26 protein-coding genes are annotated in these 25,802 nt (G+C 62.4%); 13 read left to right on the plus strand and 13 right to left on the minus strand.

Features of this window, described 5'->3' with window-relative positions; genetic code table 11:
• Window positions 1-189 precede the first annotated feature (189 nt).
• Entirely contained in the window at window positions 190-918 is a 729-nt protein-coding gene (chvI, locus tag BC363_RS14350; protein WP_139109983.1) for a two-component system response regulator ChvI, read from the minus strand.
• Window positions 919-1,247: 329 nt separating this feature from the next.
• Between chvI and BC363_RS14355 the strand changes: the two genes are divergently transcribed.
• The 5 genes from BC363_RS14355 (at window position 1,248) to BC363_RS14375 (ending at window position 5,145) form a co-directional block, all read left to right on the plus strand.
• Window positions 1,248-2,858 (plus strand): phosphoenolpyruvate carboxykinase, encoded by a 1,611-nt coding sequence (locus tag BC363_RS14355; protein WP_065781616.1) that lies wholly within the window; start codon window positions 1,248-1,250, stop codon window positions 2,856-2,858.
• A gap of 113 nt (window positions 2,859-2,971) precedes the next feature.
• Entirely contained in the window at window positions 2,972-3,406 is a 435-nt protein-coding gene (gene arfB / locus BC363_RS14360; RefSeq protein ID WP_065781617.1) for an alternative ribosome rescue aminoacyl-tRNA hydrolase ArfB, read from the plus strand.
• Between the two features lie 93 nt (window positions 3,407-3,499).
• Window positions 3,500-3,973, plus strand: coding sequence for a peptidoglycan-binding protein LysM (gene lysM, locus BC363_RS14365; RefSeq protein ID WP_065781618.1), 474 nt, complete (start codon window positions 3,500-3,502; stop codon window positions 3,971-3,973).
• A 262-nt stretch (window positions 3,974-4,235) separates the two neighbouring features.
• On the plus strand, window positions 4,236-4,523 hold the full coding sequence (locus BC363_RS14370) for a hypothetical protein (protein ID WP_202618569.1): 288 nt from the start codon (window positions 4,236-4,238) through the stop codon (window positions 4,521-4,523).
• 10 nt (window positions 4,524-4,533) lie between these two features.
• A complete protein-coding gene (locus BC363_RS14375) occupies window positions 4,534-5,145 on the plus strand; it encodes an alpha-ketoglutarate-dependent dioxygenase AlkB (protein ID WP_065781620.1) in 612 nt (203 codons plus the stop codon).
• Between the two features lie 95 nt (window positions 5,146-5,240).
• Here the strand turns inward: BC363_RS14375 and coaA are convergent, their stop codons facing one another.
• From coaA to hisB, 7 genes are read right to left on the minus strand one after another with little or no spacing between them, the layout of a single operon-like run.
• A complete protein-coding gene (coaA, locus tag BC363_RS14380) occupies window positions 5,241-6,236 on the minus strand; it encodes a type I pantothenate kinase (protein WP_053251202.1) in 996 nt (331 codons plus the stop codon).
• Window positions 6,233-6,556, minus strand: coding sequence for a phosphoribosyl-ATP diphosphatase (locus BC363_RS14385; RefSeq protein ID WP_053251203.1), 324 nt, complete (start codon window positions 6,554-6,556; stop codon window positions 6,233-6,235). The genes coaA and BC363_RS14385 overlap by 4 nt, the downstream gene beginning before the upstream one ends.
• Before the next feature lie 17 nt (window positions 6,557-6,573).
• Window positions 6,574-7,350, minus strand: a complete 777-nt coding sequence (hisF, locus tag BC363_RS14390) for an imidazole glycerol phosphate synthase subunit HisF (RefSeq protein WP_065781621.1) — start codon at window positions 7,348-7,350, stop codon at window positions 6,574-6,576.
• Between the two features lie 4 nt (window positions 7,351-7,354).
• Window positions 7,355-8,092, minus strand: coding sequence for a 1-(5-phosphoribosyl)-5-[(5-phosphoribosylamino)methylideneamino]imidazole-4-carboxamide isomerase (gene hisA, locus BC363_RS14395; RefSeq protein WP_065781622.1), 738 nt, complete (start codon window positions 8,090-8,092; stop codon window positions 7,355-7,357).
• A gap of 31 nt (window positions 8,093-8,123) precedes the next feature.
• Window positions 8,124-8,774 (minus strand): imidazole glycerol phosphate synthase subunit HisH, encoded by a 651-nt coding sequence (gene hisH, locus BC363_RS14400; protein ID WP_065781623.1) that lies wholly within the window; start codon window positions 8,772-8,774, stop codon window positions 8,124-8,126.
• Complete coding sequence (locus BC363_RS14405; RefSeq protein ID WP_065781648.1) at window positions 8,774-9,244, minus strand: DUF2628 domain-containing protein; 471 nt, start codon at window positions 9,242-9,244, stop codon at window positions 8,774-8,776. The genes hisH and BC363_RS14405 overlap by 1 nt, the downstream gene beginning before the upstream one ends.
• A 24-nt stretch (window positions 9,245-9,268) precedes the next feature.
• Window positions 9,269-9,877, minus strand: a complete 609-nt coding sequence (hisB, locus tag BC363_RS14410) for an imidazoleglycerol-phosphate dehydratase HisB (RefSeq protein ID WP_065781624.1) — start codon at window positions 9,875-9,877, stop codon at window positions 9,269-9,271.
• Between the two features lie 224 nt (window positions 9,878-10,101).
• On the opposite strand from hisB, the gene hslV reads away from it, so the two are divergent.
• The 5 genes from hslV (at window position 10,102) to BC363_RS14435 (ending at window position 15,102) form a co-directional block, all read left to right on the plus strand.
• Window positions 10,102-10,659 (plus strand): ATP-dependent protease subunit HslV, encoded by a 558-nt coding sequence (hslV, locus tag BC363_RS14415; protein ID WP_065781625.1) that lies wholly within the window; start codon window positions 10,102-10,104, stop codon window positions 10,657-10,659.
• On the plus strand, window positions 10,649-11,170 hold the full coding sequence (locus tag BC363_RS14420; protein ID WP_065781626.1) for a GNAT family N-acetyltransferase: 522 nt from the start codon (window positions 10,649-10,651) through the stop codon (window positions 11,168-11,170). Before hslV ends, BC363_RS14420 begins: the two co-directional genes overlap by 11 nt.
• Window positions 11,167-12,471 carry an ATP-dependent protease ATPase subunit HslU gene (gene hslU / locus BC363_RS14425; RefSeq protein ID WP_065781627.1) on the plus strand — a complete coding sequence of 435 codons (1,305 nt, stop codon included), beginning with the start codon at window positions 11,167-11,169 and terminating at the stop codon, window positions 12,469-12,471. Before BC363_RS14420 ends, hslU begins: the two co-directional genes overlap by 4 nt.
• 217 nt (window positions 12,472-12,688) lie before the next feature.
• The gene (locus BC363_RS14430; protein ID WP_141690307.1) at window positions 12,689-13,633 is read left to right on the plus strand and encodes a DUF1402 family protein; all 945 of its coding nucleotides are present in this window, start codon (window positions 12,689-12,691) and stop codon (window positions 13,631-13,633) included.
• A gap of 74 nt (window positions 13,634-13,707) precedes the next feature.
• On the plus strand, window positions 13,708-15,102 hold the full coding sequence (locus tag BC363_RS14435; RefSeq protein WP_065781629.1) for a cytochrome P450: 1,395 nt from the start codon (window positions 13,708-13,710) through the stop codon (window positions 15,100-15,102).
• Here the strand turns inward: BC363_RS14435 and BC363_RS14440 are convergent.
• Window positions 15,056-15,679: a hypothetical protein gene (locus BC363_RS14440; protein WP_139109980.1), complete on the minus strand. Its 624-nt coding sequence runs from the start codon at window positions 15,677-15,679 to the stop codon at window positions 15,056-15,058. The two genes, BC363_RS14435 and BC363_RS14440, sit on opposite strands and share 47 nt — an antisense overlap.
• 142 nt (window positions 15,680-15,821) lie before the next feature.
• Between BC363_RS14440 and BC363_RS14445 the strand changes: the two genes are divergently transcribed.
• Both BC363_RS14445 and BC363_RS14450 read left to right on the plus strand, forming a co-directional pair.
• Entirely contained in the window at window positions 15,822-17,825 is a 2,004-nt protein-coding gene (locus BC363_RS14445; protein ID WP_065781631.1) for a hydantoinase/oxoprolinase family protein, read from the plus strand.
• 115 nt (window positions 17,826-17,940) lie between these two features.
• On the plus strand, window positions 17,941-20,112 hold the full coding sequence (locus BC363_RS14450; protein ID WP_065781632.1) for a malate synthase G: 2,172 nt from the start codon (window positions 17,941-17,943) through the stop codon (window positions 20,110-20,112).
• A gap of 30 nt (window positions 20,113-20,142) precedes the next feature.
• Here BC363_RS14450 and BC363_RS14455 read toward each other — a convergent pair whose 3' ends face one another.
• On the minus strand, window positions 20,143-22,080 hold the full coding sequence (locus BC363_RS14455; RefSeq protein WP_065781633.1) for a methyl-accepting chemotaxis protein: 1,938 nt from the start codon (window positions 22,078-22,080) through the stop codon (window positions 20,143-20,145).
• 267 nt (window positions 22,081-22,347) lie between these two features.
• Window positions 22,348-23,037: a L,D-transpeptidase gene (locus BC363_RS14460; protein ID WP_065781634.1), complete on the minus strand. Its 690-nt coding sequence runs from the start codon at window positions 23,035-23,037 to the stop codon at window positions 22,348-22,350.
• Window positions 23,038-23,221: 184 nt separating this feature from the next.
• Here BC363_RS14460 and BC363_RS14465 point away from each other — a divergent pair, with 184 nt between their 5' ends.
• Window positions 23,222-23,761 carry an MmcB family DNA repair protein gene (locus BC363_RS14465; RefSeq protein WP_065781635.1) on the plus strand — a complete coding sequence of 180 codons (540 nt, stop codon included), beginning with the start codon at window positions 23,222-23,224 and terminating at the stop codon, window positions 23,759-23,761.
• Here BC363_RS14465 and BC363_RS14470 read toward each other — a convergent pair whose 3' ends face one another.
• Both BC363_RS14470 and BC363_RS14475 read right to left on the minus strand, forming a co-directional pair.
• Window positions 23,762-24,346: an ActR/PrrA/RegA family redox response regulator transcription factor gene (locus BC363_RS14470; protein WP_065781636.1), complete on the minus strand. Its 585-nt coding sequence runs from the start codon at window positions 24,344-24,346 to the stop codon at window positions 23,762-23,764. It abuts the gene before it with no gap.
• 83 nt (window positions 24,347-24,429) lie between these two features.
• Window positions 24,430-25,734: an ActS/PrrB/RegB family redox-sensitive histidine kinase gene (locus tag BC363_RS14475; RefSeq protein ID WP_065781637.1), complete on the minus strand. Its 1,305-nt coding sequence runs from the start codon at window positions 25,732-25,734 to the stop codon at window positions 24,430-24,432.
• Between the last annotated feature and the right edge of the window lie 68 nt (window positions 25,735-25,802).

The following is a 25,802-nucleotide window of genomic DNA, read 5'->3' on the forward strand; positions in this document are numbered from 1 at the left end:
GACTGCGAACACGCGTTACCCGTATGCCGGGTTTCGCAGGTCCGCCGATGTTCTTTTTTCTGGTCTTCGGTCTCGTGGATTCAATGCCACCGGCCAAGCCAAGAGGCGGGTCGAAGCCTGCCCGCCATCGCATCGGTTCTGAATGCTCCACAAACGACGCGATGGCAAGTCCTCGAGGCCCCTATCGCCTCAGGCCATCTCGCGAAAGCGGTAGCCGACGCCGTAGAGCGTCTCGATCATGTCGAAGTCGTTGTCGACCATCTTGAATTTCTTGCGCAGCCGCTTGATGTGGCTGTCGATGGTGCGATCGTCGACATAGACCTGCTCGTCATAGGCCGCGTCCATCAGGGCATCGCGGCTCTTCACCACGCCCGGGCGCTGGGCAAGCGAGTGAAGAATGAGAAACTCGGTGACCGTCAGGGTTACCGGCTCGTTCTTCCAGGTGCAGGTGTGGCGCTCCTGGTCCATGACCAGCTGCCCGCGCTCCAGCGAGCGCGACGGCGCGTCGGACGTCTTGGGTGTTCCGGCGGTGCCGCCGGCTGCCGCCGCTTCGCGGTTGGCCGCCCGGCGCAGGATCGCCTTGACGCGCTCGACCAGCAGGCGCTGGGAGAACGGCTTGGTGATGAAATCGTCGGCCCCCATCTTCAGGCCGAAGAGCTCGTCGATTTCCTCGTCCTTCGACGTCAGGAAGATCACCGGCAGATCCGACTTCTGACGCAGGCGCCGCAACAGCTCCATGCCGTCCATGCGCGGCATCTTGATGTCGAAGATCGCAAGCTGCGGCGGCCGGGCCAAAAGGCCTTCGAGCGCGGAGGCGCCGTCCGTATAGGTCTCGACCTTGTAACCTTCAGCTTCAAGGGCGATGGATACGGACGTCAGGATATTCCGGTCATCATCGACAAGCGCGATGGTCTGCATCGTGTTCAACTCCGTCATTTGAGGCCGATTACCGGTTTCGTCGCCGAATCCGCGGCAACCGCGAGTCACGGGTGCGTTACTTGAGTATAAAGGTGGAACAAATTGTGGCGAAGCCCAAAAAGCTCTCGAGCGTACACTCCGTCGCTCAGAGGCAGATATGGCGCAGGGAACTCGGATTCAACCGATTAAAAAAACGATAATTTTCTTTAAATCGATTAATATACTGAAATCATTATTCTTTTTTTGACGTCGCCTTGTTTTTGAGCGAGCATGCAAGTATGTTCCGGCCAAATTCAACGCCAATGGCCAAACACGAAGGAAGCTTGACCATGGAGCAACTCGGCACTCGCAATGCAGCGAACGGCTTGGAAAAACTCGGCTTTACCGACCTGGACGTGGTTCGGTACAACTTTGAAGCCGCAGAACTTTATGAAGAAGCCATCCGCCGTGGCGAGGCTCAGCTGACGGCGCATGGTGCGATCGTTGCGCGCACCGGCCAGCACACCGGCCGCTCTCCGAAGGACAAGTTTGTCGTCCGCGATGCGTCCACCGACGATCAGATCTGGTGGGACAACAACAAGCCGCTGTCGCCGGAGCATTTCGCCGTGCTGCGCCAGGATATGCTTGATCATGCCAAGGGCATGTCGCTCTATGTCCAGGACCTCGTCGGCGGCGCTGACAAGGACAATGCCCTGCCGACCCGTGTCGTCACCGAATTTGCCTGGCACTCGCTGTTCATTCGCAACCTGTTGATCCGTCCGGAGCGCGGGGCGCTGGCTTCCTTCCTGCCGAAGCTGACGATCATCGACCTGCCGAGCTTCAAGGCCGATCCCGAGCGCCACGGCTGCCGTACGGAAACGGTTATTGCCTGCGATCTCGCCAATGGGCTCATCCTCATCGGCGGCACGTCCTATGCCGGCGAAATGAAGAAGTCGGTGTTCACCGTTCTGAACTACCTGCTGCCGAAGAAGGGCGTCATGCCGATGCATTGCTCGGCCAATGTCGGCCCTGATGGCGATACCGCCATCTTCTTCGGCCTGTCGGGCACCGGCAAGACCACGCTCTCGGCCGACCCGACCCGCACGCTGATCGGCGATGATGAGCACGGCTGGGGAGATGAGGGCGTCTTCAACTTCGAAGGCGGCTGCTACGCCAAGGCCATCCGTCTTTCGGAGGCCGCCGAGCCGGAAATCTTCGCGACGACCCGCCGCTTCGGCACCGTCATGGAGAATGTCGTTCTCGACGAACGCCGGGTCCCCGATTTCGACGATGGTTCGCTGACCGAGAACACCCGCTGCGCCTACCCGCTGGATTTCATTCCGAATGCCAGCGAAACCGGTACCGCGCCGCAGCCGCGCACGATCATCATGCTGACCGCCGACGCCTTCGGTGTGATGCCGCCGATCGCCAAGCTGACGCCGGAACAGGCGATGTACCACTTCCTGTCCGGCTACACCGCCAAGGTCGCCGGCACGGAGAAGGGCGTCACCGAGCCGGAAGCAACCTTCTCGACCTGCTTCGGCGCACCGTTCATGCCGCGCCATCCGTCGGAATACGGCAACCTGTTGAAGGACCTGATCGCCAAGAACGGCGTCACCTGCTGGCTGGTCAACACCGGCTGGACCGGCGGTGCCTATGGCGCCGGCAGCCGCATGCCGATCAAGGTCACCCGCGCTCTGCTCGCCGCCGCACTCGACGGTTCGCTGAATGCGGCTGAACTGCGCACCGATGCGAACTTCGGTTTCGCCGTACCCGTCTCCGTACCGGGCGTCGACAACGGCATCCTCGATCCACGCTCGACCTGGGCGGACGGCAACGCCTATGACGCCCAGGCCCGCCGCCTGGTCGATATGTTCATCGCCAACTTCGCCAAGTTCGAAGAGCATGTCGATGGCAGTGTGCGCGATGCCGCACCCGGCCCGAAGATCGCCGCCGAATAAGCATTGCTGGCTATGATTCACGTGAAACCCGGTCTTGATGGCCGGGTTTTTCGTTTTCCTGGCGAATGTTTTCAAGAGGTTCGCTCTGTGCCATAGATCGGGCGAGGTGAATCATGGCTAGCGACCCGCTTTACATAAACGACAACATCGTGCTTGCCGGCTGGGAACTGACGGAGCAATTCGTGCTGGCCGGCGGCCCAGGCGGCCAGAACGTCAACAAGGTATCGACGGCCGTCCAGTTGTTCTTCAACGTCCAGGCGTCGCCCGCGCTGACCGATCGCATCAAGGCCAATACCCTGAAACTCGCCGGTCGCCGCGCCTCGAAAGACGGCGTGCTGATGATCGAGGCCAGTCGTTTCCGCAGCCAGGAGCGCAACCGTGAGGACGCGCGCGAAAGGCTGAAGGAGATGATCCTCAAGGCCGCGGAGCCACCACCGCCGCCACGCAAGAAGACCAAGCCGACACGCGGTTCGATCGAGCGCCGGCTGAAGGAAAAGACCGGCCGCGGTGAGACCAAGAAGTTGCGCGGACGCCCGACCGGCGAGTGACTTCCGGTTGCGGAATCTTTTCACCGGTCTCTTGTCTTTTGCCGTCAAGCGCCCTCTCTTATCCCGCAGGGATTTTTGCAGACGGAGGGATCCATGGGCCTTTTCAGTTTTATCAAGAACGCCGGCAAGAAGTTGGGCATTGGCGGCGACGACGATGCGCCTGATACCGAAAGCGTCCAGAAGGAACTCGCTTCGCACGATCTCGGCACCAAGGACGTCCAGGTCGAAGTCGTCAATGACAAGGTGGTGCTGAAGGGTATCGTCAAGGATCAGACGGCGTTCGAAAAGGCCGTCGTCGCCGTCGGCAACACGCTTGGCGTTTCCTCGGTCGAAGCGTCGGATCTGAAGGTGGCGGATGCCGGTGCGGCGCCGGTACCCGCCAAGGCCCCCGTCCTCTATACCGTCAAGAAGGGCGACAACCTCTGGAAGATCGCCGAGGCGCAGTACGGGAAAGGCAAGGGCGCCAAGCACACGGTGATCTTCGAGGCCAACAAGCCGATGCTGACCCATCCCGACAAGATTTATCCCGGCCAGGTTCTGCGCATCCCGGATCTGGATGCCGCGTGACAAGATTGTCGAAGCGAGCATTTTCAAGCGTCGTTCTGGTGGTGGCAAGTCTGGGACTTGCCACCACCGGTACCGCGCAGACGCTGCGTGAGCCGGCTACTGCATAATTCCTTAAATCGGATCCGATTTAAGGATAAAATTATGCAGCAGGTTTAAAGCGTTACAGCGTCCTTTGCGCGTCATATTTGACGCGCGGCGCTGTAAGGGCAGTTCGGAGCGCGCGGCGATCCTTGATGCCCTGCGGCCTGCCGTCGAGGCGGAGATGCGTGGCTTGGTCGAATTCGTCGTCACCACGATGCGGGCTGCGCCGAACTGGGCCTTCGTACAGGTCGAACCGCAGCGTCCCGGTGGTGGCGCCATCGATCTGGCGCAAACCGGCTTTCGCGATGAAGCCGACATGATGGATGGTCTGACCGTGTTCGCACTCGTCAGCTTCCAGGGCGGCCGATGGAACCTGGTGGATCACGTCGTTGGCCCGACGGATGTCGCCTATGCCGGATGGTCTGAGCGCTACGGCGTCCCGGCAAAACTGCTCGGGCTTGAGGAGTGAGGGCAACCTCATGCAGGTTCTCCCGAAAGGGATAAAACACATCCCCGGCTTTCTCGACCGTGCCCGCCAGGAGCAGATCGTCGACGCGATCCGCGGCGTGGTTGCCGAAGCGCCGCTGTTCGTGCCGGAAATGCCCAAGACCGGCAAGCCGATGTCGGTGCGCATGACCAATTGCGGACCGCTCGGCTGGGTGACCGACCGCGAGAAAGGCTACCGCTATCAGCCGCAGCATCCCGCAACGGGCAGGGCGTGGCCGCCGATGCCGGAGGTTCTCCTTGAAATCTGGAACGCGGTGTCAGCCAGCGACAAGCAGCCGGAAGCCTGCCTCGTGAACTTCTATTCCGAAGAGGCGCGCATGGGCCTGCACCAGGACAGGGACGAGCGCGATCTCGAGACGGCTGTCGTTTCTATTTCTCTTGGGGACAGCTGCCTGTTTCGGGTCGGCGGCAAAGAGCGCGGCGGCCAGACCGTATCCTTCAGGCTCGAAAGCGGCGATATCGTCGTGCTTGGCGGAGAAGGGCGTCTGGCCTTCCACGGCGTCGACCGGATCTATCCGAATACGTCGACACTGCTGAAAAATGGCGGCCGGCTCAATCTGACGCTGCGCCGGGTCAATCCCTAGCACCTGTCACTTGGAAATGGCGTCGCAGGCCCTCGCGTTGCGACCGTTTTTCCGCGAAGCAGTTGTGTGCTTTCGGGCGACAGGCACCAGCGCGCTCATAGCTTGCGCAGCGCCACCTTCTCGGTGAGGTGGTTGGGGCCTTTCTGCAGGATCAGGTCGGCGCGCGGCCGCGTCGGCAGAATGTTCTGGTGCAGGTTCTTCAGGTTGATGTTGTGCCACAGCCCTTCGGCGATCGCACGCGCCGCGTCTTCGCTGATCGTCGCATAGCGGTGGAAGTAGGATTCCGGATTCTTGAACGCCGTTTCCCTGAGGCGCATGAAGCGGCTGACGTACCAGCTGTGGATCAGGCTCTCCTCGGCATCGATATAGATCGAGAAGTCGAAGAAGTCCGAGACCATCGGCACGATCTTGCCGTCGGCGGGCAGGTTGCGCGATTGCAGGACGTTGATGCCTTCGAAGATCAGAATGTCGGGCCGGTCGATGACCGTGAACTGATCCGGCAGCACGTCATAGGTCATGTGCGAATAGCTCGGCGCCTTGACGTTCGGCTGGCCGGCCTTGATCGCCGACAGGAACCGCAGCAGCGCGCCAAGGTCGTAGCTCTCCGGGAAGCCCTTGCGATCCATCATGTTTTCGCGCTGCAGGACCGCGTTCGGATAGAGGAAGCCGTCCGTCGTGACGAGATCGACCTTCGGGCTCGACGGCCAGCGCGACAAAAGCTGCGCAAGGATACGGGCGGCGGTCGACTTGCCGACGGCGACCGACCCGGCAATGCCGATAACGAAGGGCGTCTTCGTCTCGCCGGACATGCTGAGAAAGCGCTTGCGCTGCTCGAACAGAAGCTGGGACGATTCCACATGTGCGGAAAGAAGCCGCGATAGCGACAGGTAGATCTGCCTGACTTCGCCGAGATCCACCGGGTCGTTCAGCGAGCGCAGCCGCTGCACTTCGTCCGCTGTCAGCGTCAGGGGCGTGTCGGCGCGAAAGCGGGACCACTCTTCGGCAGAAAACAGATGATAGGGCGAATAATCCCGCTTCTGGAGATTGTCCGGGAGGTCGGCCGCTTCGATGTCTTGCGCAGCTAGGGTCATGGATCCTGCCGATTAGCCTTTTCCTGCAGACCGGATTGGCTTGTCCGCCGTGCAAGTTCGTCGAGCACATCCTGCAACGGAATGTCCGCAATTTTCAATACGACCATAAGATGATAGAGCAGATCGGCGCTCTCATCGACGAGATTCTGGCGATCGTTCCGGATCGCCGCGATCACGGTTTCGACCGCTTCCTCGCCCAGTTTCTTGGCCGCTTTCTGCTGGCCGTTTGCGACCAGTTTCGCCGTCCAGGATTCATCCGGCGACGCTTTGGCGCGCGCGGCGACGATGGTCTCGAGGTCGGAAAGGGAAAAATCACTCATCAACGAAACCCCGAAACTCAATCGAGACGCATGGCGATGCCATGGTCGGCCATATAGCGCTTGGTTTCGCCAATACTATAGGTGCCGAAGTGGAAGATCGACGCGGCCAGAACCGCCGTCGCATGGCCGTCGCGGATACCGGCGACCATGTGGTCGAGGGTGCCGACGCCACCCGAGGCGATAACGGGCGCGCGCACGGCATCGGCAACCGCCCGGGTCAGCGCGATATCGTAGCCGCTCTTCGTTCCGTCACGATCCATCGAGGTCAAGAGGATTTCGCCGGCGCCGAGATCGACGACGCGCCGGGCAAATTCGACCGCGTCGATGCCCGTCGTCTGTCGGCCGCCATGGGTGAAGATCTCCCAGCGGTTTTCTTCGCCTTCCCCGGAGACTTTCTTGGCATCGATCGCGACGACAATGCACTGGTTGCCGAACTTGTCGGCGGCTTCGGCGACGAACTCCGGGTTCTTCACCGCCGCCGTATTGATCGAAACCTTGTCGGCGCCTGCGAGCAGCAGCTTGCGGATATCCGCCACCTGGCGCACGCCACCGCCGACGGTCAGCGGCATGAAGCATTGTTCCGCCGTGCGGGCCACCACATCGAAGATGGTTTCGCGGTTGTCGGACGAGGCGGTGATGTCGAGGAAGCAGAGTTCGTCTGCTCCGGCCGCATCATAGGCGCGTGCCGCCTCGACCGGATCGCCGGCATCGATCAGATCGACGAAGTTGACCCCTTTGACGACCCGACCGTCCTTGACGTCGAGGCAGGGGATAACGCGGGCTTTGAGGGTCATCGGCTCATGCCTTTCTCGTAGCGCGGATCAGCGCCAGTGCTTCCTGCGGGTCGATGCGGCCATCATAGAGCGCGCGGCCGGAGATGGCGCCTTCGAGCTTTGCCGCATCCGGGGCGATCATTCGCCGGATATCGTCCATCGAGGCGAGGCCGCCCGAAGCGATCACCGGGATCGAAACGGCATCGGCAAGCTCCAGCGTCGCTACCCAATTGATCCCCGTGAGAATGCCGTCGCGATCGATGTCGGTGTAGATGATCGCCGAAACGCCGGCGCCCTCGAATTTCTTCGCAAGCTCGATAACGCCGAGCTCCGACGCCTCTGCCCAGCCCTCGACGGCGACCTTGCCGCCCTTGGCGTCGATGCCGACGGCGACCTTGCCCGGAAACCTGCGGCAGGCTTCGATCACCAGCGCCGGATCGCGCACAGCGACGGTGCCGAGAATGACGCGGGCAAGCCCGCGCGACAGCCAGTTCTCGATATGCTCAAGCGTACGGATGCCGCCGCCGAGCTGCACAGGGTTCCTGGTCGACTTGAGGATCGCGTCGACGGCCGCACCATTGACGGTCTCGCCGGCAAAGGCACCATTGAGGTCGACCACATGCAGCCATTCGAAGCCCTGCTCCTCGAAGGCGCGCGCCTGGGCGCCGGGATCCGGGTTATAGACCGTTGCCTGCTCCATGTCGCCGAGCTTCAGGCGCACGCATTGCCCGTCTTTCAGGTCGATAGCGGGGAAAAGGATCATGTATCTATCCGATCAGAGATCGCAGAAGCTTTCAGGGCTTCCAACGCAGGAAATTCGAGATGAGGGCAAGGCCGAGTACCTGGCTCTTTTCCGGGTGGAACTGCGAGCCGGCCTTGTTGCCGTTGGCGACGAAGGCAGTGACGGCGCCACCGTAGTCCGCCTCGGCGATCACATCGTCGGCATTTTCCGCGGCCAGGTGGTAGGAGTGCACGAAATAGGCGTGCAGGCCGTCGTCGCCCGTGTGGATGCCGTCAAACAACGGATGCGCGCGTGCAAGTCGCAGCGTGTTCCAGCCGATCTGCGGGATTTTCAGCGACGTGTCCGCAGGCTTCATTTCGACGACGTCGCCGGGGATCCAGCCAAATCCATGTGTCGTGGTCTTCTCGAGGCCGCGCGACGACATCAGCTGCATGCCGACGCAGATGCCGAGAAACGGCCGGGCGGCCTGCTCGACAACCTCGGTCAGTGCCTGCTCCATGCCGTCGACGGCAGCAAGGCCGCGACGACAATCCGCATAGGCGCCGACACCCGGCAGCACGATACGGTCGGCGGTCGCCACCCGTTCGGGCCTGTCCGTCAGGTCGATTTCGGCGGCGATGCCGGCTTCCCGTGCAGCCCTTTCGAAGGCCTTCGTTGCCGAGCGCAGATTGCCCGATCCATAGTCGATAATGGCGACGCGCATCAGCGTTCTCCGTAGGATTCAAAAAGCCCAAGTCCCGGGCCGGCCTTTGCCGGCGCCTGTCTTGGCCAGTCGACAGATGGCCGCTCCGTTGCCTTTCGGTCGGCCGGGACCACGTTTGCGAAGTAGATTTCCTCGGCGGTCTCAAGATCGCGTGCAGGAACAATCGAGCGCAGCGTCCAGTCGCGGGAGATCAGTCGGCGGGCGATGAATACAGGGCCTTCCAGCGAGACCATGAGCCCGAGCGCCAGATGCAACAGAAGTGCTGCCAGCAGGCCGCCACCGATCGCCGACAGAGAGATTAACAGAATCTGCAGAACAGCAACTGCGATTCCAGTGAGCCACATGCGCTTGGCAAAAAGCCAGAGCGCCGGAAACAGAAAGGCGCACCAGGAGAAGCCGTCGGCGACGAAACGTGCCCGGTCATCGTCAGCGCGGGCGCCCGGCGGGGTCAGGATCATGTAAGAGGCCATGGTCATCAGCCAGATAATGACCGCTCAGGCAAGCGTACCCTTGGTCGAGGGAACGCGGCCGGCCTGGCGCGGATCGATTTCGGTTGCCGTGCGAAGGACGCGGGCGACGGACTTGAAGCAGGTTTCGGCGATATGATGGTTGTTGGCGCCGTAGAGGTTCTGGACATGCAGCGTGATCCCGGCGTTCTGGGCGAGCGCCTGGAAGAATTCGCGCACCAGCTCGGTGTCGAACGTGCCGATCTTCGGCGAGGTGAAGGTCACGTTCCAGACGAGGAACGGCCGGCCGGACACATCCACCGCCGCGCGGGTCATCGTCTCATCCATGGCAAGATCGAGCGAGGCATAGCGGGTAATGCCGCGCCGGTCGCCAAGCGCCTTGGCGATGGCCTGGCCGATGGCAATGCCGGTGTCTTCGACGGTGTGGTGATCGTCGACATAGAGGTCGCCGTCGGTCTTGATCTCCATGTCGATCAGCGAATGTCGGGAGAGCTGGTCCAGCATGTGGTCGAAGAAGCCGACTCCGGTCGCAATCTTCGACGTTCCGGTTCCATCGATGTTGACGGATACGGACACGGCAGTTTCATTGGTCTTTCGCGAAACTTGGCCGGTGCGGCTGGACGTGGCTTCTGCCATCAGGCTCTCCTGTATGCGCTGGAGCCGCTCCTTATCAGGGGAGGCGGAAAATATCCAGAACCGCGACCGAGATTCGAACGATTCGGGCAGGCGCCCAATTTGCGGTCAACTGCGTGGCTGGACGGCATTTGCAATCGCGTTTGGCGCACTTACATAGGCTTCAAGCAACCAGGCTCGTTCGAGCCCCCCAACGCCCCTGGTTCTGGGGCCGACAGGTATCTTTAATGAGTGAACACAATCCCTACGGAACGATGCATGCGACCACCATCATCACGGTGCGCAAGGACGGCAAGGTGGTCATGGCCGGCGACGGCCAGGTCAGCCTTGGGCAGACGGTGATGAAGAGCAATGCCCGCAAGGTGCGGCGCCTTGCCAAGGGCGACGTGATCGCCGGCTTTGCCGGGGCGACGGCCGACGCCTTCACGCTTCTGGAGCGGCTCGAAGCCAAGCTCGAACAATACCCCGACCAGCTGATGCGCGCGGCGGTGGAGCTCGCCAAGGATTGGCGCACGAACAAGTATCTGCGCAATCTGGAAGCCATGATGCTGGTCGCCGACAAGTCGATCACGCTGGCGATTACCGGCAACGGCGACGTGCTGGAGCCGGAACATGGAACGATCGCCATCGGCTCGGGCGGCAATTACGCCTTTGCCGCGGCCCGCGCCCTGATGGACAGCAACAAGTCGGCCGAGGACATCGCCCGCCGGGCACTCGAAATCGCAGGCGACATCTGCGTCTATACCAACCACAATGTCGTGGTGGAGACGCTGGATGCCAACTGACCAGGTTCATGTCAGCTTCGAGCGGGTGGCCGATAACCACCTGCCGATGCTGCATGGCTGGCTGAGCGAGCCGCATGTCCGGCAATGGTGGGGTGATCCGGACAAGGAAGTCGAGCTGATCCGCGACGGCTGCGCCACGGGCGAGGTGGATGGCTTCATCTTCCACGTCGCCGGCGAGCCGGCAGGCTACATCCAGTCCTGGACACCGTCCCAATATGACGAAGAGCCGTGGGCGAAGGAGCTGCCAACCGATGTCCCCGGCGTCGATATTTTCATCGGGCCGCCGGAGATGACCGGAAAAGGCGTGGCGTCGCTGGCCTTGCGGGCCTTCGCGCAGACGCTTTTTGCCGCCGGCGCACCACGGATCGTGATCGACCCCGATGCGGGTAACAGAAGGGCCGTCAGGGCCTATGCGAAAGCGGGCTTCGTGCCCTTTGGCGAATGGATAGATGCATCCGGCCGCACACTCCTGATGGAGCTGACGCGGACCGAGTTTGAGAGGAATTCATGAGTACTTTTTCACCCAGAGAAATCGTGTCGGAACTCGATCGTTTCATCATCGGCCAGAACGACGCCAAGCGCGCGGTCGCGATTGCGTTGCGCAATCGCTGGCGGCGCCAGCAGCTCGGTGACGAGCTGCGCGACGAGGTCATGCCGAAGAACATCCTGATGATCGGGCCGACCGGCGTCGGCAAGACGGAAATCTCCCGCCGCCTGGCGAAACTTGCCGGCGCGCCCTTCGTCAAGGTCGAGGCGACCAAGTTCACCGAAGTCGGCTACGTCGGCCGCGACGTCGAGCAGATCGTCCGTGACCTCGTCGAAGTCGGCATCGGTCTCGTGCGCGAAAAGCGCCGGGCGGAAGTCAAGGCGAAGGCCCATCAGAATGCCGAGGAGCGCGTGCTCGACGCACTGGTCGGCGCCACGGCCTCGCCCGCAACGCGCGATTCGTTCCGCAAGAAGCTGCGCGCCAACGAGCTGGACGACAAGGAAATCGAGGTCGACGTCGCCGAGACCGGTGCGCCGGGCGGCTTCGAAATCCCGGGCATGCCGGGCGCCAATATCGGCGTGCTGAACCTGTCGGAAATGTTCGGCAAGGCGCTTGGCGCACGCACCAAGAAGGTCAAGACGACGGTCAAGGCTTCCTACGAGGTGCTTGTCAACGACGAGTCCGACAAGCTGCTCGACAATGAGCAGATCCAGCGCGAGGCGGTGCGGGCGGTCGAGGACGACGGCATCGTCTTCCTCGACGAGATCGACAAGATCGCGTCGCGCGAAGGCGGCATGGGCGCCGGCGTATCGCGCGAAGGCGTGCAGCGGGATCTGTTGCCGCTGGTCGAAGGTACGACGGTGGCGACCAAGTATGGACCGGTGAAGACCGACCACATTCTCTTCATCGCGTCGGGCGCGTTCCATGTGTCGAAGCCTTCCGACCTTTTGCCCGAGCTGCAGGGCCGACTGCCGATCCGGGTCGAGCTGCGCGCGCTGACGAAGGAAGACTTCCGCCGCATCCTGACGGAGACCGAGGTGAGCCTCATCCGCCAGTACAAGGCGCTGCTCGAGACGGAAGAAGTGAAGCTCGACTTCACCGACGACGCCATCGATGCGCTGGCCGACGTGGCCGTTCAGCTCAACTCAAGCGTCGAGAACATCGGCGCCCGGCGCCTGCAGACAGTGATGGAGCGTGTATTGGACGAAATCTCGTTCAACGCCCCGGACCGTGCCGGCCAGGGTGTAACGATCGATGCGGAATATGTCCGCAAGCATGTCGGCGATCTCGCCGCCAACACCGACCTGTCGCGTTACATCCTGTAACGCTGGCGTTACAGGATGTAACGCAGGGGTCGCCGCAGTACTTTGCGTGTCGGCAACTGTGAAGATGCAAGGCGCCCGTCTCTCGACAGGCGCCTTCATTTTTTCTAACACGGAAACCGCAATCGATTGTGGCCGGAGGCATTATTCCGACATGATCCTGTCGTAGGAGCCGCGCCGCCGGATATGGCGTCTCCACCGTTCATAGGAAGAAGAGATCGTGCGTTTTACCGCCTGCATGCTCGCTATCGCCACGTTTTGCCTGACCGCAGGCCAGACGATGGCGGCCAATGTTGTTCCGCCGGGCAACCGGAACGTCGAACAACCCGGCATCCCGGGCGCATCCGTTCGCCGCACCAAGGCCGGCCGCACATCCTTCGATGCCAAATACGAGAAGGTGCGGGATCTGCTTGCCAATGACCGGCAGCTGATCAGCAAGATCAAGTCGACGTCACGCGCCTATGGCATCGCGCCGATCCACATGATCGGCGCCATCGTCGGCGAACACACCTATAATGTCGACGCCTACGATCGGCTGCAGTCCTATTACGTCAAGGCCGCGGCCTATGCCGGCAACAGCTTCCAGTTCGGTTATGACGGCGAGACGGTGGCTGATTTCGTCGCCCGTCCGCAGTTTGCCGACTGCACGGGAAAGAAGAGTTCCTATTCGCTGTGGAGCTGCCGCGAGCGGGTCTGGGACAGCGAGTTCCGCGGCAAATCCGTCGGTGGCAAGTCCTTTCCGGACAATCGCTTCAGTGCCGTCTTCTTCCAGCCTTTCTTGGCCGGCCAGACCTTCGGTCTTGGGCAGATCAATCCGCTGACCGCCCTGATGCTGACCGATATCGTGTCGAAGACGTCGGGCTACGAGCGGCTCGACGAGAACAACGCCGCCGGCGTCTATGAGGCGATCATGGATCCTGATGTCTCGCTCGCCTATATGGCCGCCTCGATCCGCCACTCGATCGACGTCTACAAGTCCGTCGCCGGCGTCGACATTTCAGGCAATCCCGGCGTCACCGCCACGCTCTACAATATCGGCAACCCCGATCGCCGCGCAGCAGCCCTTGCCGCCAGGAACCAGGGCGGCGAGACCCAGTGGCCCGAGGAAAACTATTACGGCTGGCTGGTGAACGACAAGCTTCAAGAGCTCGAAGGCCTGTTGTGATTCACGTGAAGCACTTTCCTTGATTGCGCCGTAAAAACCTGAAATCCTGGCGCAATCGAGAAAGGCCTATCACCATGGACGTGCGTCCGGAGCCCTTCGAACCACCGGCTCCCATTCCTCGGGTCGGCGTGCCGTCCTACCTGAAGATCATCAAGACCGTTCTGCGCAATCCGCTCGAACTCTGGGGCGAGCCATCCTACACGCTGCCGTGGATCGAGACCAGGTTCATCACCCAGCGCACCCTGATCGTCAACGATCCCGGCCTCATCCGCTATATCCTCGTCGAAAACGTCGGCAACTATGAGATGTCTAAGGTCCGGCGGCTGATCCTTCGCCCGATCCTGCGCGACGGTCTTCTGACTGCCGAAGGCGAGATCTGGAAACGGTCGCGCAAGGCGATTGCGCCGGTGTTCACCCCGCGCCACGCCAAGGGATTTGCCGGGCAGATGCTGCGTCGGTCGGAAGAGTTCGTCGAGCGCTACGCGCAGGCGAAGGTGAAACCGTTCACCACCAATGTCGCCAGCGACATGACCGAACTGACCTTCGATATCCTGGCGGAAACGCTGTTTTCCGGCGAGGTCGCGGTCGAAAGGGAGGGCTTCGTCCAGAGTGTCGAAGAGCTTCTCCACCGCATGGGGCGCGTCGATCCGATGGACATTCTGTTGGCGCCGGAATGGCTGCCACGCCTGACGCGCATCGGCGGCAAGAAGGTCATGAACCGCTTTCGCGCGATCGTTTCGGAAACGATGGCGCTGAGACGCCGGCGCATGGCGACGGACCCCGCCGGCACGCCCAACGATTTCCTTACCCTGCTGCTGCAGACGGAGGGCGCGAATGGTCTTTCGACCGCGGAGATCGAGGACAATATCCTCACCTTCATCGGCGCGGGGCACGAGACCACCGCCCGGGCGCTTGCCTGGACGCTCTATTGCGTCGCCAACACGCCGGCTTTCCGCGAGACCATGGAGGCGGAGATCGATGAGGTGCTCAGGAGCGGTGCCGAACCGGTCGAATGGCTGAACCTGATGCCGCATGTGCTGGCCGCCTTCGAGGAGGCGATGCGGCTCTACCCGCCGGCGCCATCGATCAATCGCGCTGCGATCGAGGACGACGAGTGGACATCGCCGACCGGCGAGCGTGTGCGGATACCCAAGGGGATTGCGGTGCTGGTGATGCCATGGACACTGCATCGACACGTGCTCTACTGGGACCGCCCACGTGCTTTCATGCCCGAGCGTTTCCTGCCGGAAAACCGCGAGAAGCTGCACCGCTTTCAGTATCTGCCTTTCGGGGCGGGGCCACGCATCTGCATCGGCGCGACCTTCGCGCTGCAGGAGGCCGTCATCGCCCTTGCCGTCCTGATGCACCGGTTCCGCTTCGACGTTACCGAAGAAACGCAGCCATGGCCGGTGCAGAGGCTGACTACTCAACCGCGGGGCGGCTTGCCGATGAGGGTTTCGGTTCGCTGAAGGTCTTGCCGGGAATGGGCGATTGTACGCCGCGTACCGGTGAGTCGGCGGGCATCGGCTGTGGCAGTTGCTTCGATGGCTTCTTGATCGTCTTGATCGCGGCACAGGTCGCATCCCCGACATTGTCGCAGGGCTTGTAGACGACGATCTCGCTGCCGGCGCCGTCGTCCCAGACCGCCTGGATCGTCAGCGTCTTGGCTTCGTTTGCGGGCAGTGAGATGTAGACATACTCGGCCGTTTCGTCGGCGGGCAGGTTGAAGGGGATCTGCGGATTGCACTTGGCCAGCGGGAAGCGCTTGTCGAGAGCGTCCGAATTGATCGAGTAGCGGATTTCCGATAGCCGGCAATGCATCGTTTGCAATGCGGTAAAATAGATCAGCTGCCGGTCGTCGTAGTTGCGAAACTGGATCCACCCCGTCTGCTTGTTGGCATCGAGCATCGCCTTGTAGATCGACACATCGGGCAGTTGCGGCTTGTATTCCTCTTCCTCGGCTGCGTCCTGTGCGCCGCCGGGCTGGGCGAAAAGCAATGCCGCGGCAAGCATGCCGGCGACCGCCGAACCTCTGGAAAATGTCATGCCGCACCCCCGTTCGTATCATGTCGCTCTGCTGATCGCGAATGTCCGCGACACGATGGCCTTCTCTTCCAATATGTCATATCACCGGATCGATCCCCAATGAACCCGGGCTGCCCCGGCCGAAACACTGGACTGGTTTGAATTGACGTCCCATTTTCTTCTCGGCATCGATACCGGTGGAACCTACACCGACGCCGTTCTCTTCAGCGAAACGGCGGGTGTCGTCGCCAAGGCAAAGGCGCTGACGACGCGGCACGATCTGGCCGTCGGGATTTCCGGCGCGGTCGAGCAGGTGTTGCAAAAGGCAGATGTCCCGGCCTCCGCCATCAGCCTCGTGTCGTTGTCGACCACCCTTGCCACCAACGCGCTCGTCGAGGGCCAGGGCGGCCGTGCCGGCCTGGTGATGATCGGCTTTGGCCCCGACGACCTCAAGCGCGACGGGCTGCAGGACGCGCTCGGCTCCGATCCGGTCATATTCCTGCCGGGCGGTCACAACGTTCACGGCGGCGAGACGCCACTCGACATGACCGCGCTTGACGAGGCCCTGCCGATCCTGGCCGCTCAGGTTTCCTCCTTCGCGATCGCCGGCTATTTCGCCGTCCGCAATCCGGATCACGAGAAGCGGGTGCGCGACCGCATCCGCGAAGTCTCGCATCTGCCGGTCACCTGCAGCCATGAGCTCTCTTCAAAGCTCGGTGGCCCGCGCCGGGCGCTGACGACACTTCTGAACGCCCGGCTCGTCTCGATGATCGACCGCCTGATCGGCTCTTGCGAAGGCTTTCTGAAATCCCGTGGCATCGATGTGCCAATGATGGTGGTGCGCGGCGATGGCGCCTTGATCTCGGCCGAAGAGGCGAGGCTCCGGCCGATCGAGACGATCCTCTCCGGACCCGCCGCCAGCCTTGTCGGCGCGCGGCACCTGACCGGCCTCGACAATGCCGTCGTCTCGGATATCGGCGGCACAACGACGGATGTCGCTGTGCTCGACCGGGGTCGTCCGCGGCTCGACGCCGAAGGTGCGGTGGTCGGCGGCTTCCGCACCATGGTCGAGGCGGTGGCGATGCGGACCTATGGTCTCGGCGGCGATTCGGAGGTTCGCATCAATGATCGCGGGCTGAAAGCGAAGATCGATCTTGGGCCGCGGCGGCTGATGCCGCTCAGCCTTGCGGCTGCATTGCATGGCGATGCGGTGTTGTCCGTGCTCGAAAGGCAGTTGCGGGCTCAGCATGTCGGCCGTCACAACGGTCGGCTGGCCGTACGCACCGGTCTCCCCGACCACCTGGCCAGCGGTCTGCAACCACAGGAGCAGGCGCTTTACGAGCGCATCGGCGCAGTGCCGATCTCGCTGGAAAACCTGCTGACATCCACGCCGCAGCGGGCAACGCTGGACCGGCTGGTGGCGCGAGGCCTGGTCCATATCTGCGGGCTGACGCCCTCCGACGCGATGCATGTGCTCGGCCGACAGTCGCAATGGAGCGCCGAGGGTGCGCGTCTCGGCATCGAACTTGCGGCGCGCACCCGCGACGGCTCTGGCCAGCCGATTGCCGCATCCCCCGAGAAAATGGCTGAGATGATCGTCGACCGCGTCACGCGCCAATCGTCCGAAGTCATCCTGCAGGCCTGTCTCGGCGAAGACGGGGCGGGGGCCATCGACCCGGCGGTCTCGCAGGCGGTCGACCGTGCGCTCAGGCGCGCGCCGGGCATCGTGCGATTTTCGATCGGCCTCGATCGCCCACTCGTCGGCCTGGGCGCCTCGGCTCCGGTCTACTATCCCGCCATCGCCGGCATGCTCGGCACTGAGCCCGCTATTCCTGATGAGGCCGACGTGGCGAATGCGGTGGGTGCGGTCGTCGGCCAGGTGCGGGCATCCGTCACCGTGTTCGTCACCACGCCGGAAGAGGGCATCTTCATTGTCAACGGGGCGGGGGTGAGCGAGCGTTTTCTCGATCAGGAGCAGGCGTTTTCAGCGGCGCGGCGTCGGGCCGAAACGATGGCGCTCGAAGCTGCTCGCACCAACGGTGCCGACGAGCCGGCCTCGATGCTGCGGGAAGAGATCGACGCCCCCGAGGTCGAGGGGAGCCGCAAGCTGGTCGAGGCACGCTTCATCGCGTCCGCGAGCGGCAGGCCGCGCATTGCCCATGGATGATCTTTTCGATTTTGGAAACAATTCTTAGCATCCTTGCTGAATTGACAGGGAATGAATTGGTGAGAAACTGCCGGCCTTTCACGCGCGCGAATGGCCTATTTTAAGGAGTTAGAAGATGGACCGCATTGAGAAGTACGGATTGAAGATCGATGCTGGTCTGCATGACTTTCTGGTCGACGAGGCGATGCCGGGCACGGGCGTCGATGCCGAGCGGTTTTTTGCCGCGCTGGCGGAGATCGTTCATGGCCTTGCGCCGAAGAACCGCGCCTTGCTCGCCAAGCGCGACGATCTGCAGGCCAGGATCGACGCCTGGTATCGCGAAAATGGTGCGCCGAGCGACCTCGAAGCCTATCAGGGCTTTCTGAAGGAGATCGGTTACCTCCTGCCCGAAGGCCCCGGCTTTTCCGTTTCGACAGGCAATGTCGATCCGGAGATCGCAACGATCGCCGGTCCGCAACTCGTTGTTCCCGTCATGAACGCCCGCTATGCCCTCAACGCTGCCAACGCACGCTGGGGCTCGCTCTACGACGCGCTCTACGGCACCGACGCCATTTCCGACGAAGACGGTGCGGAAAAGGGACGCGGCTATAACGCCAAGCGCGGCGCCAAGGTCATTGCCTGGGCGCGCGACTTCCTCGACGCGAGCGCACCGCTGGAAAACGGCAGCTGGACGGATGTCGCGTCGCTGACGATCGCCTCCGGCAGCCTTTCGGTAACGCTTGCAGGCGGAGCGAAGACGACGCTTCGCAATTCCGCGCAGTTTGCCGGCTATGCGGGTTCGGCTGACGCGCCGTCACAGATCGTTCTCCGGCACAACAATCTGCATGCCGTCGTCGTTCTCGATGCGACCACGCCGATCGGCAAGGATGACCCGGCCCATATTTCCGACGTCATTCTCGAATCCGCGATCACCACGATCATGGATTGCGAAGACTCCATTGCCGCCGTCGACGCCGAAGACAAGATCGTCGTCTACAGGAACTGGCTCGGCCTGATGAAGGCCGATCTCGAGGAAGAAGTCGCCAAGGGCGGCCGCACCTTCACGCGCCGTCTCAACGCCGACCGTGTCTACACGGCGCCGGGCGGCGGAACCCTGACCTTGCCGGGCCGCTCGCTGATGCTCGTGCGCAATGTCGGGCACCTGATGACGAATCCGGCTATCCTTGATCGCGAAGGAAACGAGGTGCCGGAAGGCATCATGGATGCGATGGCAACCGCGCTGATCGCGTTGCACGACATTGGCGAGGGCGGCCGCCGCATGAACTCTCGCGAGGGTTCGATGTATGTCGTCAAGCCGAAGATGCACGGGCCGGAAGAGGTCGCCTTCGCCTGCGAGATCTTCTCGCGCGTCGAGGCGGCGCTCGGCATGCCTGAGAACACCATGAAGATGGGCATCATGGACGAGGAACGCCGCACGACGGTCAACCTCAAGGAGTGCATCCGCGCCGCGCGCGAACGCGTCGTCTTCATCAACACCGGCTTCCTCGATCGCACCGGCGACGAGATCCATACCTCGATGGAAGCGGGCCCGATGATCCGCAAGGGCGACATGAAACAGGCTGCATGGATCGCGGCTTACGAAAACTGGAACGTCGACATCGGTCTCGAATGCGGGCTTTCCGGCCACGCACAGATCGGCAAGGGCATGTGGGCCATGCCCGACCTGATGGCGGCGATGCTGGAGCAGAAGATCGCGCATCCGAAGGCCGGCGCCAACACCGCCTGGGTGCCGTCGCCGACCGCGGCGACCCTGCACGCCACCCACTATCACCGGGTCAATGTCACCGATGTCCAGGCTGGCCTGAAGAGCCGGGCCCGGGCCAAGCTCAGCGATATTCTGTCGGTTCCGGTCGCAACCCGTCCGAACTGGACGGCGGACGAGATCCAGCGAGAGCTCGACAACAATGCGCAGGGTATTCTCGGCTACGTCGTGCGCTGGGTCGACCAGGGCGTCGGTTGCTCCAAGGTGCCTGATATCAACAACATCGGCCTGATGGAGGATCGCGCCACGCTGCGGATTTCGGCGCAGCACATGGCCAACTGGCTGCACCACGGTGTCGTCGCCGAGCGCCAAGTGGTCGAGACGATGAAGCGCATGGCCGCCGTCGTCGACGGCCAGAACGCCGATGATCCGCAGTATGTGGCGATGGCCGGCAATTTCGACGGCTCGATCGCCTTCCAGGCGGCACTCGATCTCGTGCTCAAGGGCCGGGAACAGCCGAACGGCTATACCGAACCGGTCCTGCACCGCCGTCGCCGCGAGTTGAAGGCCCGGCTGGCCGCCTGATCGGGCGGCGCCGGGCTCGTGAAAGCCGGGTTAGAACTCCGCCCAGCCCTCGGTCGACAATGCGGTGTTGCCGTGTACCGTAGGCATGACGGGTCGCGCAGAGGAGGCCTTGGATCTCACGTCCACGTGCTGAGCGGTGGCGACGGAACGCGGGACGGTCCGTCGCCCTTCCGTCTGACGGGCGGCGCTGCTCTCTCCCGACAGTTGGAACCTACCGATCAGGGCCCGAAGGTTGGTGCCCTCCTGGGCGAGGGTCGCCGACGCGGCGTTCGCCTCCTCGACCATGGCGGCGTTGCGCTGGGTCACCTGATCCATCTGGTTGACGGCGGTATTGACCTCGGCCAGCCCGACGGACTGTTCCCGGGCCGATGTGGCGATGGCAGCCATATGCTCATTGATCGTGATGACGTGCGCCTCGATCGTCCTAAGCGCCTCGCCGGTGTCGCGCACCAGCCGTACCCCGCTCTCGACTTCCGAGCTGGAGCTGCGAATCAGCTCCTTGATCTCCTTGGCGGCTTTTGCCGAGCGCTGCGCCAATTCGCGCACTTCCTGCGCCACGACCGCAAAGCCCTTGCCGGCTTCGCCCGCCCGCGCTGCCTCGACCCCGGCGTTCAGCGCCAAAAGGTTGGTCTGGAAGGCGATTTCGTCGATCACGCCGATGATGCTCGAAATCTGGCTGGACGACTCTTCGATCCGTCGCATCGCCTCGACGGCATTCGCCACGACGACGGCCGATTGCGTCGCGCTGGTCTTCGCTTCGCCCGCCACGTCGCGCGCTTCCTCCGTCCGGCGCGAGGAGTTGCTGACATTGGCGGTGATCTGGTCGAGAGCCGCTGCCGTTTCCTCCAGCGATGCCGCCTGCTGCTCCGTGCGTTTCGACAGGTCATCGGCGCTCTGGCTGATTTCTCGTGTGCCCATGCCGATGTTGCCGGCGCTGTCGGCGACCGCGAGCATGGCATCGTTGAGCTGTGCCGCAGCCTTGTTGAGGTCGTGACGCAATTGCTCGAATTCTGCGGAGAAGGGTTCCTCCAGCCGCACGGCAAGATCACCGTCCGCCAGCCGCTGCAGGCCGGTCGCAAGACCTGACGTCGCCTGGATCAACCTCTGCTGCGCGGCCTGCTCGGCCTCAACCTGCATTCTCGTGCGTTGCACTTCGCCATTGCGGCGGCTTTCCTCAGCCTCGGCCTGCAGGCGAAGGTTGGATCGGGCGGCTTCCCGGAACGACTGGATGGCGCGGGCCATTTCCGCGACTTCGTCCTTGCCGGTCACATCTGATCCGTCATCGTCGAGATGGCCGTCGATCAGCTTGCGCATCGCGCCGATCTGTCTGCCGAGCGGCCCGATCACCCCACGTGAAACAACCAGGTACGTTCCGGCAGCCAGTACTAGGACGAGCAGGATGATACCGATGCTGAGGGTGCGTATCGTCTCAAACTCACGATGCTGTTCCTGAAAGATCTCATCCGACAGGCGAACCTGCAGGTCGGAGATCTCCGAAATGGTCTCGGTCAAAGGATCGATGGTTTCGTAGAGCGCCGTCCGAACGAAACTGTCGAGCGCAGCCGAATCACGCTCTGACAGGATCTTGGTCAGCGTTGCGATCGAATCCATCGCGACCACCATCTGCTGCTTGGCGTTCTCGACGAGTTTGTGTTCCTCCGGCGTCATCGAGGTCGCGACATAGGCGTCCCAATTGGCTGATATCACCTGCCGAGCGTCGTTGACCGAGGCCAGGCCGGTCTCCATCGTCTCATTTCCGTTCCGCACCTTGTGCGCCGCATCGACGATCGAGACGGCAAATGCGTCCGACGTCGCTTTCAGGTTCTTCAGCGGCACGATGCGGTCGGCATAGACCGCATCCATCGTCTCGCTGTTTTCGGCAAGCGCATGCTGGCTGTAGACGGCAATGCCGATCGCGATGAGTGACAACAGTGCGATCGCACCTACGAGCTTGGTCTTGATCAGCATGGCGGCCCCCTTGGCTAGGTCTCTCTAGGCCACACTTTTTAATTAATTAGATAACCCTTACTTAATGACGTGCTGAATTTCCGACCGAGTTGCGCGTTTTTTGAACAAATTATCGCAACGGAATCAGTTGCCAGCCACCCTGATTTGAAGCGCGGGAAGCCGAGCAACTCTGCGTATCAATGTCGAGGGGAGACCGCGAGAATGCCCGGCCAAAAAAAAGCCGCCGAGGAACCCGGCGGCTTCTGATTGCATGCTGCTGGTCGCGTTTTACTGCTGAACGACCACGCGTGCGTTCTTGCCCGGACGAACGCGCGAATAGAGATCGATGATGTCCTGGTTCATCAGGCGGATGCAGCCCGACGAAGCGGCCGTGCCGATCGACGACCACTCCGGGGTGCCATGTAGGCGGAACAGCGTGTCCTTGCCCTGGTCGTTGAAGAGATAGAGTGCGCGCGCGCCGAGCGGGTTCTTCAGGCCCGGGCCCATGCCTTCTTCGACATATTTGGCCACTTCCGGCTTGCGCTCCGCCATTTCCTTCGGCGGGTGCCACATCGGCCATTCCTGCTTCCAGGCGATATAGGCTTCGCCTTCCCACGCGAAGCCGGCCTTGCCGACGCCGATGCCGTAGCGAACAGCCTTGCCGCCAGGCAGCACGTAGTAGAGGAAGCGATTCGGCGTATTGACGACGATCGTGCCGGGGCGTTCGCTCGTCGAATAGTCGACGATCTGCCGATGGAAGCGGTTTTCGACCCTGTTGATCGGAATGGCGGGCAGCGCGTAGCCGTGATCCTCAACTGCGCCATAATCGCCCGAGAAAATCTGATTCGAAGCGACCTGTTGCTCAACGGGAGCGGGCTCACCGTTTGCCGTCTCGGACTTGGTCGAGGTTGTCGAGCAGCCGGCCATGGCGAGTGTCGCCGCCAGGCTGCACAGGAGGAAGGCATTGCGGAAGCGCATAGGAGTCTCTTAAAATAAGAAGCAAAGAAAAAACTGGGTCGGCCCGACCATCAGTGACTCCGGTTATTTTCGATTAGATGCGGCTATGCAAGGGATTGCGTGGCAACAACGCGGCGGGAAAGTGTAAATTCCGTGACGCTTGCTTTTTTGCAACAAAAGTGGTGGCGGACGAGAGTCTAGGCGAATGACAATTCTCTCTATCCATGGCGACAACCCTCTCGTGGACGGTCGGCAATCGAATCGCGCGCTCATAGTGCGTCGCGGGGTTCAGCGGCTTTTTGCGGAATTGCGCCACTCGGTGCTGCCGGAATTGACGCTCGCCAGCGGCCGCCGTGCCGATCTCATATCGCTGTCGGCAAAGGGCGAAATCTGGATCGTGGAGATCAAGACGTCGATTGAGGATTTCCGCGTCGATCGCAAATGGCCGGACTATAGGCAGCACTGCGACCGGCTGTTCTTCGCCACCCATGGCGAAGTCCCGCTCGATATTTTTCCGGAGGATTGCGGCTTGCTGCTGTCGGATGGCTACGACGGACACATTATCCGCGACGCACCGGAACATCGGCTTGCACCGGCCACCCGCAAGTCGGTGCTGCAGCTCTTTGCCCGCACCGCCGCCCAGCGGCTGATGCTGGCGGAGTGGGCCGCCGAGCGCAACGGCGAGCTCGGCAACTCCATTCGCGATATCGTTTCCGGCTCCCGCGACGGGTCCGCCGAAGGCTGATTACTTCGGCGCGCGCTTGGCCAGAATGCGCTGCAGGGTCCGGCGGTGCATGTTGAGCCGGCGCGCTGTCTCCGACACGTTGCGCTCGCACATCTCGTAGACGCGCTGAATATGTTCCCAGCGCACCCGGTCGGCCGACATCGGGTTTTCCGGCGGCTCCACCCGCTCGCCCTGGCGCTGCACCAGCGCGGCGAAGATGTCGTCGGCGTCAGCCGGCTTGGCGAGATAGTCGACGGCACCAAGCTTCACGGCATTCACGGCCGTTGCGATGTTGCCGTAGCCGGTGAGCATGATCATGCGGGTGTCGTCACGGCGGCTGCGGATCGCCTCGATCACGTCCAGGCCGCTGCCGTCGCCGAGTCTCAGGTCGATGACGGCGTATTTCGGCGGGTTGCCTTTTGCCTTGGCGATGCCTTCGGCAACGGACTCGGCGATATCGACGGTGAAGCCGCGCGCTTCCATGGCGCGGGCGAGGCGTCGAAGGAACGGCGCATCATCGTCGACGAGCAGCAGCGTTCTGTCCGGTCCGATCAGTTCGGCGTCCTGGGCATGCGTGGTGGGCGAAGCTGTCGATTTTTCGGTCATTCTCGCAATCCTTGGGCGAAAATCGGAAGGTTTTCACCGAGATTATAGGTTTCCTGTCATGCGGTTCAATAAACTGCCAAACGTCATTTCGCCAGTTTCGTATCCATCAGGGCACGCGGCCATTCGACGCTGACCTTGGCGCCGGGGCGATCGGGGCCGCCGTTCTCGAAACGCAGGCGAGCGCCGGACCGCTCGAGCAGGGTCTTGGCGATGAACAGGCCGAGCCCCAGGCCGCCGGCACTGTCGTCCTTCTGCCTTCGCGTGACATAGGGTTCGCCGATGCGTATCAGAATGTCGGGGGCAAATCCGTCACCGTCATCCGCGATCGTCACCTTGACGTGTTCGGCCGTGTGTTCGACGGTAACGGTCACTTCCTGCTTGGCATAGTCGACCGCATTTTCCAGCAGGTTGCCGAGCCCGTAGAGAATCCCGGCGTTGCGGTTGCCGACAGGTTCCGCTGCCTTGTCACCCTTTTCGACGAGATTGATATGAATGCCGAACTCGCGGTGCGGCGCCATCACTTCTTCGATCAGCGAGGATAGCGGCAAAAGCCGCATGTGCTCTTCGCTTTCCGAGGACAGCGTCGTCAGTCGCTTGAGAATGTCGCGGCATCGCTCGCTCTGGCTGCGCAAGAGGTGCACGTCCTCGCCAAAGCGCGGGTCGTCGCCGAGTTCTCGTTCCATTTCCTTGGCAACGACGCTGATGGTGGCAAGCGGCGTGCCGAGCTCATGGGCGGCGGCCGCGGCCAGGCCGTCGAGCTGCGAAAGATGCTTTTCGCGCTGGAGCACCAGTTCGGTCGCCGTCAGCGCCTCCGACAGTTCGCTCGCTTCAAGCGAGACGCGATAGGTGTAGAAGGCGGCAAAGGCCGTCATCGACACGATCGCGAACCAGATGCCGGCCGTCAGCACCCGCGGCATCAGCAAAAGCGTGCCGGGATACCAGGGCAGGGGGAACGGCGAGAAGGCAAGGGCGGTAACGCCGATCACCGCAAGGCCGGCAAGAACGATGCTGTGCGGCTTCGGTTGCGAGGCCGAGGAAATGATGACCGGGACGCACAGCAACGGTGCGAACGGGTTGGCGAGCCCGCCGGTGATGAAGAGCAGGCCGGTCAGTTGCGCCAGGTCGAGCCCGAGAAGCGCAAAGGCGGCCGGCGGTCGCAAGCGGTGCGTCGGCGGAAAGCGGAGGGTGAGGTAGGTATTGACCAGCGCTAGTGTGGCAATCAGCACCAGGCAGGAAAGCAGAGGCAGCGGAAACTGCAGCCACAACGTGGTGATGATGACGGCGATCGACTGTCCGCCGACCGCAAGCCAGCGCAGGCGAATGAGCGTCTGCAGGCGCAGGCTTCTGTTCGAGGTCGGATCATTGTGTTCCAGCGCCACTGCCGTCATGCCTGCTCTTGTCCCATTACAGCGCCGCGCGTCAAATCCGACGCGCAAAGGTCGCTGGCTTTAAATCT

Origin of the sequence: Ensifer sp. LC384, assembly GCF_001695865.1 — a bacterium.
In the GTDB taxonomy this organism is placed as follows: domain Bacteria; phylum Pseudomonadota; class Alphaproteobacteria; order Rhizobiales; family Rhizobiaceae; genus Ensifer.

What these genes read in the sequence shown, in the direction of transcription:
- BC363_RS14450 (WP_065781632.1), top strand. Translation starts at nt 17,941, where the DNA reads ATGGACCGCATTGAGAAGTACGGATTGAAGATCGATGCTGGTCTGCAT.
- BC363_RS14455 (WP_065781633.1), bottom strand. Translation starts at nt 22,080, where the DNA reads ATGCTGATCAAGACCAAGCTCGTAGGTGCGATCGCACTGTTGTCACTC.
- hisB (WP_065781624.1), bottom strand. Translation starts at nt 9,877, where the DNA reads ATGGCAGAAGCCACGTCCAGCCGCACCGGCCAAGTTTCGCGAAAGACC.
- chvI (WP_139109983.1), bottom strand. Translation starts at nt 918, where the DNA reads ATGCAGACCATCGCGCTTGTCGATGATGACCGGAATATCCTGACGTCC.
- coaA (WP_053251202.1), bottom strand. Translation starts at nt 6,236, where the DNA reads ATGACCCTAGCTGCGCAAGACATCGAAGCGGCCGACCTCCCGGACAAT.
- BC363_RS14475 (WP_065781637.1), bottom strand. Translation starts at nt 25,734, where the DNA reads ATGACGGCAGTGGCGCTGGAACACAATGATCCGACCTCGAACAGAAGC.
- BC363_RS14470 (WP_065781636.1), bottom strand. Translation starts at nt 24,346, where the DNA reads ATGACCGAAAAATCGACAGCTTCGCCCACCACGCATGCCCAGGACGCC.
- BC363_RS14405 (WP_065781648.1), bottom strand. Translation starts at nt 9,244, where the DNA reads ATGGCCTCTTACATGATCCTGACCCCGCCGGGCGCCCGCGCTGACGAT.
- hisF (WP_065781621.1), bottom strand. Translation starts at nt 7,350, where the DNA reads ATGACCCTCAAAGCCCGCGTTATCCCCTGCCTCGACGTCAAGGACGGT.
- BC363_RS14375 (WP_065781620.1), top strand. Translation starts at nt 4,534, where the DNA reads ATGCAGGTTCTCCCGAAAGGGATAAAACACATCCCCGGCTTTCTCGAC.
- hisH (WP_065781623.1), bottom strand. Translation starts at nt 8,774, where the DNA reads ATGCGCGTCGCCATTATCGACTATGGATCGGGCAATCTGCGCTCGGCA.
- BC363_RS14465 (WP_065781635.1), top strand. Translation starts at nt 23,222, where the DNA reads ATGACAATTCTCTCTATCCATGGCGACAACCCTCTCGTGGACGGTCGG.
- BC363_RS14435 (WP_065781629.1), top strand. Translation starts at nt 13,708, where the DNA reads ATGGACGTGCGTCCGGAGCCCTTCGAACCACCGGCTCCCATTCCTCGG.
- BC363_RS14385 (WP_053251203.1), bottom strand. Translation starts at nt 6,556, where the DNA reads ATGAGTGATTTTTCCCTTTCCGACCTCGAGACCATCGTCGCCGCGCGC.
- hslV (WP_065781625.1), top strand. Translation starts at nt 10,102, where the DNA reads ATGAGTGAACACAATCCCTACGGAACGATGCATGCGACCACCATCATC.
- BC363_RS14460 (WP_065781634.1), bottom strand. Translation starts at nt 23,037, where the DNA reads ATGCGCTTCCGCAATGCCTTCCTCCTGTGCAGCCTGGCGGCGACACTC.
- hisA (WP_065781622.1), bottom strand. Translation starts at nt 8,092, where the DNA reads ATGATCCTTTTCCCCGCTATCGACCTGAAAGACGGGCAATGCGTGCGC.
- hslU (WP_065781627.1), top strand. Translation starts at nt 11,167, where the DNA reads ATGAGTACTTTTTCACCCAGAGAAATCGTGTCGGAACTCGATCGTTTC.
- BC363_RS14440 (WP_139109980.1), bottom strand. Translation starts at nt 15,679, where the DNA reads ATGACATTTTCCAGAGGTTCGGCGGTCGCCGGCATGCTTGCCGCGGCA.
- arfB (WP_065781617.1), top strand. Translation starts at nt 2,972, where the DNA reads ATGGCTAGCGACCCGCTTTACATAAACGACAACATCGTGCTTGCCGGC.
- lysM (WP_065781618.1), top strand. Translation starts at nt 3,500, where the DNA reads ATGGGCCTTTTCAGTTTTATCAAGAACGCCGGCAAGAAGTTGGGCATT.
- BC363_RS14420 (WP_065781626.1), top strand. Translation starts at nt 10,649, where the DNA reads ATGCCAACTGACCAGGTTCATGTCAGCTTCGAGCGGGTGGCCGATAAC.
- BC363_RS14370 (WP_202618569.1), top strand. Translation starts at nt 4,236, where the DNA reads ATGCGTGGCTTGGTCGAATTCGTCGTCACCACGATGCGGGCTGCGCCG.
- BC363_RS14355 (WP_065781616.1), top strand. Translation starts at nt 1,248, where the DNA reads ATGGAGCAACTCGGCACTCGCAATGCAGCGAACGGCTTGGAAAAACTC.